Annotated in this window: 9 protein-coding genes; 6 read left to right on the plus strand and 3 right to left on the minus strand. The window is 70.1% G+C overall.

What is annotated here, in order from left to right:
• Positions 1-297 precede the first annotated feature (297 nt).
• The 3 genes from AB0M73_RS43680 (at position 298) to AB0M73_RS43690 (ending at position 4,607) form a co-directional block, all read left to right on the plus strand.
• Positions 298-1,161 carry a universal stress protein gene (locus AB0M73_RS43680; protein WP_363904837.1) on the plus strand — a complete coding sequence of 288 codons (864 nt, stop codon included), beginning with the start codon at positions 298-300 and terminating at the stop codon, positions 1,159-1,161.
• A gap of 101 nt (positions 1,162-1,262) precedes the next feature.
• The gene (locus AB0M73_RS43685; RefSeq protein ID WP_363904840.1) at positions 1,263-2,072 is read left to right on the plus strand and encodes a universal stress protein; all 810 of its coding nucleotides are present in this window, start codon (positions 1,263-1,265) and stop codon (positions 2,070-2,072) included.
• A 153-nt stretch (positions 2,073-2,225) separates the two neighbouring features.
• A complete protein-coding gene (locus tag AB0M73_RS43690) occupies positions 2,226-4,607 on the plus strand; it encodes an excinuclease ABC subunit UvrA (RefSeq protein ID WP_363904843.1) in 2,382 nt (793 codons plus the stop codon).
• On the opposite strand, the gene AB0M73_RS43695 is transcribed toward AB0M73_RS43690, so the two are convergent.
• Together AB0M73_RS43695 and AB0M73_RS43700 are read right to left on the minus strand one after the other, a co-directional pair.
• Positions 4,604-5,416, minus strand: a complete 813-nt coding sequence (locus tag AB0M73_RS43695) for an amidohydrolase family protein (RefSeq protein WP_363904846.1) — start codon at positions 5,414-5,416, stop codon at positions 4,604-4,606. The genes AB0M73_RS43690 and AB0M73_RS43695 overlap by 4 nt on opposite strands.
• Before the next feature lie 22 nt (positions 5,417-5,438).
• Positions 5,439-7,115 (minus strand): aminotransferase class V-fold PLP-dependent enzyme, encoded by a 1,677-nt coding sequence (locus tag AB0M73_RS43700; protein WP_363904849.1) that lies wholly within the window; start codon positions 7,113-7,115, stop codon positions 5,439-5,441.
• A gap of 118 nt (positions 7,116-7,233) precedes the next feature.
• On the opposite strand from AB0M73_RS43700, the gene AB0M73_RS43705 reads away from it, so the two are divergent.
• A complete protein-coding gene (locus AB0M73_RS43705) occupies positions 7,234-7,878 on the plus strand; it encodes an HAD family phosphatase (protein ID WP_363904851.1) in 645 nt (214 codons plus the stop codon).
• Entirely contained in the window at positions 7,875-8,903 is a 1,029-nt protein-coding gene (locus tag AB0M73_RS43710) for a phosphotransferase family protein (protein WP_363904854.1), read from the plus strand. The genes AB0M73_RS43705 and AB0M73_RS43710 overlap by 4 nt, the downstream gene beginning before the upstream one ends.
• Before the next feature lie 32 nt (positions 8,904-8,935).
• Here the strand turns inward: AB0M73_RS43710 and AB0M73_RS43715 are convergent, their stop codons facing one another.
• Positions 8,936-10,138: a transposase gene (locus AB0M73_RS43715; protein WP_363904857.1), complete on the minus strand. Its 1,203-nt coding sequence runs from the start codon at positions 10,136-10,138 to the stop codon at positions 8,936-8,938.
• Between the two features lie 176 nt (positions 10,139-10,314).
• Here AB0M73_RS43715 and AB0M73_RS43720 point away from each other — a divergent pair, with 176 nt between their 5' ends.
• A complete protein-coding gene (locus AB0M73_RS43720; RefSeq protein WP_363904860.1) occupies positions 10,315-11,538 on the plus strand; it encodes an acyl-CoA dehydrogenase family protein in 1,224 nt (407 codons plus the stop codon).
• The last annotated feature ends 32 nt before the right edge of the window (positions 11,539-11,570 follow it).

An 11,570-nucleotide genomic window follows, 5' to 3' on the forward strand; every position in this document is an offset into this window, starting at 1 on the left:
GGTGGGACGAGTACTTCCTCTTCACTACAAGCGCACTGCCGGGGCCGTACGGGTGACGGAGGCGGCTGAGTCCGACGTCACGACGACGACACCGAGGACCCCGAGGTCACCCGCGCCGGAGGGCAAAACCCGTGTTCGGACCGTTCGCCCCGGTCCGTCCACTGCGGACATACGGGCGTACACGAGCGCCAGAGTTAAATGCTTCGTAACGTCTGGCCACTGGAATTGGTCATGAGAACAGGCCAAGGTAGAGACATCCCGGGAGAGATCGCCGTCATCGGCGCCAGGAGGATGGTCATGGCGCAAGCGCACGCCGCCGCAACGCTCAACGCACCGGTCGTCACCAGAACCAAGCTCGTCACCGCGGTGGCCACGCCCGTCGTGACCAAACGAATAGCGGTCGGCACCGACGGCTCCTACTGGGGGGACGCCGCACTGGGCTGGGCCGCCCGACACGCCTGCGTGGTCGGCGCCGAACTCGAGGTCCACCAGGCCGACCGTCGCTACGTCGACATCCCCGACGACATCCCCACCGACGCCGGCATCGGCGCCACGCTGCGGGCGATGCCGATGCTGCCGGTGCGCATCCTGCGCGCCGGCCCCGATCCCGTCGGCACGCTCGTGGGCGCCAGCGCCGACGCCGACCTGGTCGTGCTCGGCTGCCGCGGCTACCACCACGGCACGCTGGGCGTCGGCCGCAGCGTCGTCCCGATCGTCACCCGCGCCCGCTGCGACACCGTTGTGGTGCGGGGGATGCCGGCCTCGCTGCACGGCCGCACCCGCTGGATCACCGCCATGGTCCGTGGCGGCAGCGAGGACATCGCCGTGCTGGCCAAGGTCGCCAGGCTGGCGACGTCGCTGCAGGCCAAGGTCCGCGTCGTGCACGTGACGCCGCCCGCCGGCCCGCGCTGGCTGCCCGAGCAGCTCGGCTCGGCCACCGTGCTGGAGCGGGCCGCGGCCCAGCTGGCCAAGCTGGCCCCGAAGGTCAGCCCCGACCTCCGCTCGTACGCCTGCCAGCCGCCGGAGGCCGCCGTCGCCTGCCCCGACACCGACCTGCTGGTGATCGGCGACACCCGTCTCACTGATCGGAACCGCCTTGATCCCATGACCAAAGCGGCCCTGTACCATTCCCGATCGCCCGTGCTGGTGGTGCGTAACTGAACCAATCCAACTCGGCCCCTGGCGATCAACGCGGTCGGGGTGCAGAGTGTGTCAGGTATCCCGGTACGTGCGAGATTCCCTGTGCCGCCAGGAGGGTTCGCATGGCGAGAGTAATGCCCAGCGCGACGACGACGCGTCCCCATCACCTGTCCCCGGAGGAGTTCGGGCCCAGCGTCGTGGTCGGCGCCGACGGCTCGCCGTGGGGCTCCGCGGCCCTCGGCTGGGCGGCCAGATACGCCTGGCTGCGCGGAGAATCCCTCACCGTGTACGCCGATGCCACCCTTCCGGGTGAACCTTCGGCAGAAGACCAATTGGCCACCATGCAGCCGCTGCCGGTCAGCATCGTGGAGAACTCCGAAGATCCGCTGCGCACGCTGGTGCCCGCCAGCGAGCACGCGGAGCTCGTCGTGCTGGGCTGCCGCGGCCGGCAGCACGTGACCATCGGGCTGGGCCGCTGGGTGCTTCCCGTGGTCGCCGCCGCGCACTGCGACACCGTCGTGGTGCGCGGCCTGGACGCCGCCGTGCACGGCATGCACTCGGTCATCACCGCGCTGGTCAGCGGCGACGCCGAGGACCGCCCCGTGCTGCGCCGCGCCGCCGAGCTGGCCGCGACCTTCCACGCCAAGCTGCACGTCGCCCACGCCTGGCCGACCCCGTCCGGCCGCACCGCCAGCCCCTCCGGCGACGTGCACGGTCGGGTCCTCGACCACGCCAAGGACTTCCTGGCCACGGTCAACCGCCAGCTGTCGGCCAACTACGAGGCCGTGCGCGCCCAGCCCTACGAGCTGGTGGCCACCCGCACCCACACCGACCTGATCGTCGTCGGCTCCGGCGGCCCCGGCCGCCTCGGCGGTGTCACCCGGGACGCCCTGCACCACGCCCTCTGCCCCGTCCTGGTCGTCCGCGGCTGAAAAGCCCCCTTATGCAGGGAAGGACGCCTTACCCTCGTTGAACGCGGGTAAGGCGTCCTTCCCTGCATAAGGGGGCGCGTCACACACGGCGGCCGTCATCCGTCAGGTAGACAGTGGGCAGTTGCCCGCGTCCGCCGGATCGATGGAGCCACGATGAGCAAGGCCAGCACCCCGAAGACACCAGGACACGTCGCCGACAGCCACGACCTGATCCGGGTGCTGGGCGCGCGCGAGAACAACCTGCGCGATGTCAGCGTCGAGATCCCCAAGCGGCGGCTGACCGTGTTCACCGGCGTGTCCGGCTCGGGCAAGAGCTCGCTGGTGTTCGCCACCATCGCCGCCGAGTCGCAGCGGATGATCAACGAGACCTACAGCGCGTTCGTCCAGGGCTTCATGCCCAACCAGGCCCGCCCGGACGTGGACGTGCTGGACGGGCTGACCACCGTGATCACCGTGGACCAGCAGCGGCTCGGCGCGGACCCGCGATCCACGGTCGGCACGGCCACCGACGCCAACGCGATGCTGCGCATCCTGTTCAGCCGCCTGGGCAAGCCGCACATCGGCTCCCCGCAGGCCTTCTCCTTCAACGTGGCCTCGGTCAGCGGCGCGGGCGCGGTCACCATGGAGAAGGGCGGCCGGCAGGTCAAGGAGAAGCGCACCTTCAGCATCACGGGCGGCATGTGCCCGCGCTGCGAGGGCCGCGGCAACGTCACCGACATCGACCTCACCCAGCTCTACGACGACAGCAAGTCCCTGGCCGAGGGCGCGCTGACCGTCCCCGGCTACACGCCCGGCGGCTGGAACTACCGCCTGTACGCCTCGTCCGGCTTCGTCGACGCCGACAAGCCCATCCGCAAGTACACCAAGCGGGAGCTCAACGACTTCCTACACAAGGAACCGGTGCGGATGAAGATCGAGGGCATCAACATGACCTACGAGGGTCTGATCCCGCGCATCCAGAAGTCCTACCTGTCCAAGGACAAGGAGGGCATGCAGCCGCACATCCGGGCGTTCGTGGACCGTGCCGTCACCTTCACCGTCTGCCCCGAGTGCGGCGGCACCCGCCTGAGCGAGGGCGCGCGCTCGTCCAAGATCAAGAAGATCAGCATCGCCGACGCCTGCGCAATGCAGATCAGCGACCTGGCCGAGTGGGTGCGCGGCCTGAAGGAGCCGTCGGTCGCGCCGCTGCTGGACAAGCTGGTCCACACCCTCGACTCGTTCGTGGAGATCGGCCTCGGCTACCTGTCGCTGGACCGGCCGGCGGCCACGCTGTCCGGCGGCGAGGCCCAGCGGGTGAAGATGATCCGGCACCTCGGCTCCTCGCTCACCGACGTCACCTACGTCTTCGACGAGCCGACGATCGGCCTGCACCCGCACGACATCCAGCGCATGAACGAGCTGCTGCTCCGCCTGCGCGACAAGGGCAACACCGTCCTTGTCGTGGAGCACAAGCCCAACACCATCGCCATCGCCGACCACGTGATCGACCTCGGCCCGGGCGCCGGCTCGGCCGGCGGCGAGGTGTGCTTCGAGGGCACGGTCGCCGGCCTGCGCAAGAGCGGCACCGTCACCGGCCGGCACTTCGACGACCGGTCTTCGGTCAAGAAGTCCGTGCGGGAGCCCTCCGGCGCGCTGGAGATCCGCGGCGCGACCGCGCACAACCTGCGCAAGGTCGACGTCGACATCCCGCTCGGCGTGCTCACGGTCATCACCGGCGTGGCCGGCTCCGGCAAGAGCTCCCTCGTGCACGGCTCCATCCCGACCGACCTGGGTGTGGTGTCGGTGGACCAGACCCCGATCCGCGGCTCCCGCCGCAGCAACCCCGCCACCTACACCGGCCTGCTGGAGCCGATCCGCAAGGCGTTCGCCAAGGTCAACGACGTCAAGCCGGCCCTGTTCAGCGCCAACTCCGAGGGCGCCTGCCCGAACTGCAACGGCGTCGGCGTGACCTACACCGACCTCGGCGTGATGGCCACCGTCTCCACCATGTGCGAGGTGTGCGAGGGCAAGCGGTTCCTGGCCTCGGTGCTGGAGTACAAGCTCGGCGGCCGGGACATCAGCGAGGTGCTGGCCATGTCGGTGACCGAGGCCGTCGAGTTCTTCGGCGCGGGCGAGGCCCACATCCCGGCCGCGCACGCCATCCTCGACCGGCTGGCCGACGTCGGTCTGGGCTACCTCAGCCTCGGCCAGCCGCTGACCACCCTGTCCGGCGGCGAGCAGCAGCGGCTCAAGCTGGCCAGCCACATGGGGGAGAAGGGTGGCGTCTACGTCCTGGACGAGCCGACCACCGGCCTGCACCTGGCCGACGTCGAGCAGCTGCTGGGCCTGCTCGATCGCCTGGTGGACAGCGGCAAGTCGGTGATCGTCGTCGAGCACCACCAGGCCGTGATGGCCCACGGCGACTGGATCATCGACCTCGGCCCGGGCGCCGGCCACGACGGCGGGCAGATCGTCTTCGAGGGCACGCCGGCCGACCTGGTCAAGGACAAGTCGACGTTGACCGGCCAACACCTCGCCGAGTACGTGGGGCGCTAGAGGCGGAAGACGCGGCGCGCGTTGCCGGCCAGGAACAGCTCGCGCGCCTCGTCGTCCAATCCCAGCTCGGCCAGGTGCTCCAACGCCCGCGCCGGCGTGATCATCGGGTAGTTGGAGCCGAACAGGACCTTGCGCCGGCCCCGGCCGCGCAGGTAGTCGACCAGCTCGGCCGGGTAGCGGCGGGCGGTGTAGGCGCTGGTGTCGATGTGGACGTTGGGGTGCTTGTCGGCCACCGCGATCATCTCCGTGGTCCACGGATAGCCGATGTGCCCGCACACGATGGTCAGCTCAGGGAAGTCGATCGCGACCTGATCGATGTACGGGATCGGCCGGCCGGTCTCGGACGGCCGCAGCGGGCCGGTGTGGCCGACCTGGGTGCAGAACGGAATGCCCAGCTCGACGCAGGCCGCGTAGAGCGGGTAGTACAGCCGGTCGGTCGGCGGCAGCTGCCACAGCCATGGCACCAGCCGCAGCCCGACGAAGCCGAGGTCGTTGACGGCCCGGCGCAGCTCCCGCACGGCCGGCATCGGCCGGGTGATGTCGACGCCGGCCACGCCGCGCAGCCGTCCGCCGGACCGGGCCACGAACTCGGCGACCTCGTCGTTGGTGATCAATGCCTCCTGCGGGCCGTACCAGGCGCAGGTCAGCCCGATCTCGACATCGGCGTCGGCCAGCGCGGCGACGGTCGTCGACACCGGCGGCGGCTGTTCGACCAACTCCAGCCCGGTCCACCGGCGTAGCGACTCCAGCATGTCATGGTTGATGTGACGGAGCGTCGGATGCTGCATCCAGGCGTCGATGACCGGCATGCCCGGACTCTAGATCCGCGCGTCACGCTGTCGACAGACAGACCTCGGGCAGGTCGAACCACCGCAGGTCGTCGAAGTCGCCGGACACGCGGGCCGGCCTCCGGTCGTCGGGTCGGTCCGCGCCGGCGAAAACGCGGGCGGCATCGCCGAGATGGCCGGCCAGGGCGTCCTCTCCCACCTGGTCGGCCCGCCGCGGGCGGTTGACGTCGTAGCGCATGTCGGCCAGCCGCACCCGCGGTCCGGTCGCGCGATGGTGGCGCCACAAACCGGTCAACGGGTCGAACCGGTAGTCGCCGAGCAGCTTCCACCCCCAGGTGGCCACCTGGTGCACGGCTTCGATCACGTAGTCGACGACGGTGTCGGACATCGCGTAGTTGAAGCTCACCCGCACCCAACCGGGTTTGATGCCCTCCCGGCCGGCGAGGATCTCGCGCTCGAACCGCCGGGAGAGGTCCGGATCGATGCCGAGCAGGCGATGCCCGTACGGACCGGCGCAGGAGCAGCCGCCGCGGACCTGGATGCCGAACAGGTCGCTGAGCAGCGTCACCACGTAGTTGTGGTGCAGCCGCTTCCCACCTGGCCCAGTCATCATCAGCGACACGATCGCCAGCCGGTCGGCGTCGAGGTTGCCAAGGATCTCCAGGTTCGGATCGGTCGACCACGAATCGAGCGCCCGCCGCAGGAAGGCCTGCTCCCGCTCATGGATCACCGCTGCGCCGACCGCTTGTTGCAGGCCGAACGCCAGGCCGGCGCGAATCGACTCCACGATCGCGGGCGTGCCGCCCTCCTCGCGGTGCGCGGCGTCAGCGATGTAGTGCTGCTCGGTCGGGCTGACGTAGTCGACGGTCCCACCACCGGGAACGCTCGGCACCCGGTTGCCCAGCAGTTCCCGGCGCACCACCAGCACACCGGGCGTGCCGGGACCGCCGAGGAACTTGTGCGGGGAGATGAACACCGCGTCCTTGTAGGACAGGGGGTGGTCGTCGCATTCGTCGTGCATGCGCACGGCGCCGTGGGGCGCGGCAGCCGCGAAGTCCCATAACGCGAGCGCTCCGTGCTGATGCAGCAGGTCGGAGATCCGGTGGGTGTCGGCGACGATGCCGGTCACGTTGGACGCCGCGGAGAACGCCCCGATCTTCACCGACCGGTCGGCGTGGCGAGCCAACTCCTCACGCAGGGCCGAGTGCGAGGGCTGCCCGCTCGCGTCCTCCGGAATGGTCACGACCTCGCAGATGGATTCCCGCCACAGCAACTCGTTCGAGTGGTGCTCGAACGGTCCGATGAACACCACCGGACGGTCTCGTACGGGGATCGCGTCGGTCAGCCGGTGCCGGTCCTGCAACACGGCCGGCACACGCAGCCCGAGGATGTCGATCAGTTTGCTGATGGCGCCGGTGGCCCCCGATCCGCTGAAGATGACCACGGTGTCCTCGTCGCCGCCGACGGCGTCCCGGATCACGCGCCGGGCGTCCTCCCGCAGCGCGTTGGTCTGCGCCGCCGTCGCCGAGGAGTCGTTGTGGGTGTTGGCGTACCAGGGCAGCACCTGGTCGCGGATGAAGGTCTCGACGAAGCCCACGGCCCGGCCCGACGCCGTGTGGTCCGCGTAGACCAGCCGGCGCGTCCCGTACGGGCCGGCCAGCGGCCGGCCATCGCCGATGATCGACTGCCGGATCCGGCGGACCATCGCGTTCTCCTCCATCCCGCCATGGTCGCCCGCCCACGCCCGCGTGACGCCGGACCCTGATCAGATAGGGAACCGTTGATGCCCGGGCAGCCTCCCCGTTGTCGACATACCAACCGGTCGGTACTATCGCGGCGTGCCGACACGTGACCAGGTGGACGCCGTCGTGTTCGACTACGGCGGCGTGCTCACCACGCCCTTGAGCGCCGCGACCGGCAGTTGGCTGCGGGCCGACGGCATCGACCCGGACGGCTTCGCCACCCTGATGCGGGACTGGCTGGGCCGCGACGCCGAGCCCGGCAACCCCATCCACCGGCTGGAGACCGGCGAGCTGGAGGTGGCGGAGTTCGAGCGCCGGTTCGCCGCCCGCCTCGTCAGCACCACCGGCTCGCCCGTCGCGGCCGAGGGCGTGCTTGGCCGGCTGTTCGCGGGCATGAAGCCCAGCGACGAGATGACGCAGTTGGTGCGCGACCTGCGCAAACACGGCCTGCGCATCGGGCTGCTGTCCAACAGCTGGGGCAACGACTACCCGCACGAGATGCTGGCCGAGCTGTGCGACGTGGTCGTCATCAGCGGCGAGGTCGGCCTGCGCAAGCCCGACGAGCCCATCTACCGGCTGCTGCTGGAGCGCCTCGACCTGCCCGCGCAGCGGGTGGCCTTCGTCGACGACTTCACGGCCAACGTGCGGGCCGCGCAGAAGATCGGCATGCACGGCATTCGACACCTCGATCCCGCCAGCACCCGCGCGGAGCTGGCCGAACTGCTGGGGGAGGACCTGTGAACGCGCTGCCCGGGTTGGACGTCGAGGCCCTGGCCAAGCACGTGGACGCCGTGGGTGTGCTGGCCGGCCCGCTGACCGCGGAGCTGATCCCGGGCGGGCGGTCCAACCTGACCTACCGCGTCGGCGACGGCACGCACAGCTGGGTGCTGCGCCGGCCGCCGCTGGGCCACGTGCTCGCCACCGCGCACGACATGGGCCGCGAGTTCCGCGTGATCTCCGCGCTGGCCCCGACCAAGGTCCCGGTGCCGAAGACCGAGCTGTTCTGCGACGACGCCTCGGTCATCGGCGCGCCGTTCTACCTGATGGAACGGGTCGAGGGCACGCCGATGCGGTCCCGCGCCGACACCGCGGGCCTGTCCGAGCGGCAGGCCGCGCTGATCGCCGACGAGCTGATCGACGTGCTGGCCGAGCTGCATGAGGTCGACCCGCAGCAGGTTGGGCTGGGCGACTTCGGTCGTCCCGAGGGCTTCATGACCCGGCAGGTCGCCCGCTGGCGCAAGCAGCTGGACGCCTCCCGCAGCCGGGACCTGCCCGGCATCGATGAGCTGCACGCCCGGCTGGCCGCGACCGTGCCGGCCGCGCAGCGGACCACGATCGTGCACGGCGACTACCGGCTGGACAACGCGCTCGTCACGACCGAGCCGCTGGCCATCAGCGCCGTGCTGGACTGGGAGATGTCCACCCTCGGCGACCCGCTGTCCGACCTCGGCCTGTTCGTCGTCTACTGGCAGGGCGTGGGCCAGGAGGACGACCCGATCACCAACGGCGTCAGCGCCACCCCCGGCTTCCCCACCGTCGACGCGCTCATCGAACGCTACGCGCGTCGCACCGGCATCGACGTCGCCGGCCTCGGCTGGTACGTCGCCTTCGCCTACTTCAAGCTCGCGGTGATCTTGGAGGGCATCCACTACCGGTTCGTGCAGGGCGGCACGGTCGGCGCCGGATTCGAGCGGATCGGCGCCCTCGTCGGCCCGCTCGTCGAACACGGCGCCGCCGCGGTCCCCGCAGTCAAGGAGGACTGGTGACTCCTCCGCCGAGTGAAGTCGGCGGCTTCTCGCTAAGCCACTGGGGCTTCGCGCAGGACCAGCCCGGCCCTGTGCGCGACATTGAGCGCGCCGACCACATCGGCGTTGGCGGTGTGCCCACATGCCACACAAACGAATTCAGCTTGGGCGAGCCGGTTGTCCTTGGCCACGTGCCCGCAGTCCGGGCACGTACGCGATGTGTCGCGGGCGTCGACCGGGACCAGTCGTCGACCGGCGCTTTCAGCCTTGCCTTCGAGGATACCCAGGAACACCCCCCAACCCGCGTCGTGGATACCGCGGTTCAGTCCAGCCTTGGCCGCCGCCCCGTTGGGCAGGAAAACGTCCGCCTGCTCGGGGTCGGGCCGGGGTTTGGGCGCGCGAACCATGTTCGCGATCCGCAGCGCCTCGTACGCGATGACATCCGCGTCACGCACGAGGGCAAGAGCGGCCTTGTGCGCGTGGTCCAGGCGCCGACGGCGGACCGCTGCGTGCAGCGCGGCAACCCTGCGGCGAGCCTCGCGCCGCCGATTCGAGCCATGCCGACAACGGGACAGCATCTGCTGCGCCTGCTTCAGCGCGGCGGCGGCGTCACGCCCGTGCCGAGGGTTCGCCACGTGCGTCCCGTCGCTGGTGGTCAGGAAGTGCGCGATGCCCATGTCGATGCCAACCTGACGGCCGGTGACCGGCAGCGGCACAGCCGGCACCCCGTCACAGGACAAGATCACAAACCAGCGGCCGCCCTCACGCTTCACGCTGATCGTCTTGACAATGCCGGTGACCGGACGATGCTGGTGGACCCGGACATGTCCCACGCCCTGCAGACGGACCCGCCTCACCGTGTCCTTCGGGGTGGAGTCCCAACGGCAGCCGTCACCATCCTTGGGGAACTCCACCGTGTCGAACCAGCACGCACCGCGAAACCTCGGGTAGCCGGGCCTGTCTCCGGCCTTGACACGCCGGAAGAACGCGGCGAACGCCTTGTCCAGACGCCGCAGGGTGGCCTGCTGGGAGGAGAACGACCACCGGCCGTGGCGCTCGGGATCGAACGCCCGGATGTCCTTGAGCTGGGCGGACTGGTCCCGATAGCGGACGGTGGTTTTCGAAAGGTGCCGGTGGGCGTCGCGGCGTTCCTGCAACGCCCCGTTGTACAGGGAACAGTGATCCCGCAGCATCTCCGTCAACGCGGTGGACTGCTTGCCGGTGGGGCGCAGCAGGAACTTGAACGACCGCCTCACACACCACCGACCCTGACTTCGCACCACGCCACGTGGTCCGCCAAGTCGTGCACGCTGCGCGTGCGGACGGTCACCGTTAGAGACACGGCCATAGTGTACAAACCGCCCCTGTCTACTCCGCAGGGCAGCTCAATTCCCCTGACGCCTGAAGACGACCGTCCCCTTGAGAGGTTCTGATGGAGTTCGAGTACGACCAGCGGACCCAGGAGCTGATCGGTCAGCTGACCGACTTCATGGAGTCCCATGTGTACCCGGCCGAGGCCGTGCACAAGCAGTGGGTGCTGGACAACCCGACCTCGTGGGACGCGCCGCCGGTCATCGAGGAGCTCAAGGCCGAGGCCCGCAAGCGGGGTCTGTGGAACCTGTTCCTGCCGGACAAGGAGCACGGCGCCGGCCTGACCAACCTTCAGTACGCGCCGCTGGCCGAGATCACCGGCCGCAGCCCGGCGCTGGCCCCGGAGGCGACCAACTGCGCCGCCCCGGACACCGGCAACATGGAGGTGCTGGCCGGTTTCGGCACCGCCCAGCAGCAGGAGCAGTGGCTGCGGCCGCTGCTGGCGGGCGAGATCCGCTCCGCGTTCTGCATGACCGAGCCGGACGTGGCCTCCTCGGACGCCGCCAACATCGCCACCCGCATCCAGCGTGACGGCGACGAGTACGTGATCAACGGCCGCAAGTGGTTCGCGTCGGGCGCGATGAGCCCGCGGGCCAAGATCTTCATCGTGATGGGGCAGACCGATCCGGACAACCCCGATCGGCACCGCCGGCAGAGCCAGGTGCTGGTGCCGCGTGACACGCCCGGCGTGAACGTCAAGCGCGGCATGCACGTCTTCGGCTTCACCGACGGCGCCCACGGCGGCCACGCGGAGATCGAGTTCACCGACGTCCGCGTCCCGGTCAGCAACGTGATCGCCGGCGAGGGCGAGGGCTTCGCCATCGCGCAGGCCCGGCTGGGCCCCGGCCGCATCCACCACTGCATGCGCCTGATCGGCATGGCGGAGCGTGCGGTCGAGGCCATGTGCCGGCGGACCGTGAGCCGGGTGGCGTTCGGCAAGCCCATCGCCGACCAGGGCGTGGTGCAGGAGTGGATCGCCGAGGCGCGGGTGGCCATCGAGCAGGCCCGGCTGCTGGTGCTCAAGACCGCGTGGCTGATGGACACCGTCGGCAACAAGGGCGCGCACACCGAGATCCAGTCCATCAAGATCGCGACGCCCGCGGCCGTGGAGAAGATCATCGACCGGGCCATCCAGTCGCACGGCGGCGGCGGTGTGAGCCAGGACTTCATCCTGACCACGCTGTGGGCCTCGGCCCGCATGCTGCGACTGGCCGACGGGCCGGACGAGGTGCACAAGATGTCGCTGGCGCGCCGCGAGCTGCGCCCGTACCGGCCGACGCGCTGAATTTGATGGGCGCTCACCCCGTTCGGGGTGAG

This window comes from Kutzneria sp. NPDC051319 (assembly GCF_040682195.1).
Classification (GTDB): Bacteria; Actinomycetota; Actinomycetes; order Mycobacteriales; family Pseudonocardiaceae; genus Kutzneria.

Bases quoted from the DNA above. Each gene is read 5' to 3' on its own strand.
- AB0M73_RS43680 (WP_363904837.1), top strand. From the start codon at position 298: ATGGCGCAAGCGCACGCCGCCGCAACGCTCAACGCACCGGTCGTCACC.
- AB0M73_RS43685 (WP_363904840.1), top strand. From the start codon at position 1,263: ATGGCGAGAGTAATGCCCAGCGCGACGACGACGCGTCCCCATCACCTG.
- AB0M73_RS43690 (WP_363904843.1), top strand. From the start codon at position 2,226: ATGAGCAAGGCCAGCACCCCGAAGACACCAGGACACGTCGCCGACAGC.
- AB0M73_RS43695 (WP_363904846.1), bottom strand. From the start codon at position 5,416: ATGCCGGTCATCGACGCCTGGATGCAGCATCCGACGCTCCGTCACATC.
- AB0M73_RS43700 (WP_363904849.1), bottom strand. From the start codon at position 7,115: ATGGAGGAGAACGCGATGGTCCGCCGGATCCGGCAGTCGATCATCGGC.
- AB0M73_RS43720 (WP_363904860.1), top strand. From the start codon at position 10,315: ATGGAGTTCGAGTACGACCAGCGGACCCAGGAGCTGATCGGTCAGCTG.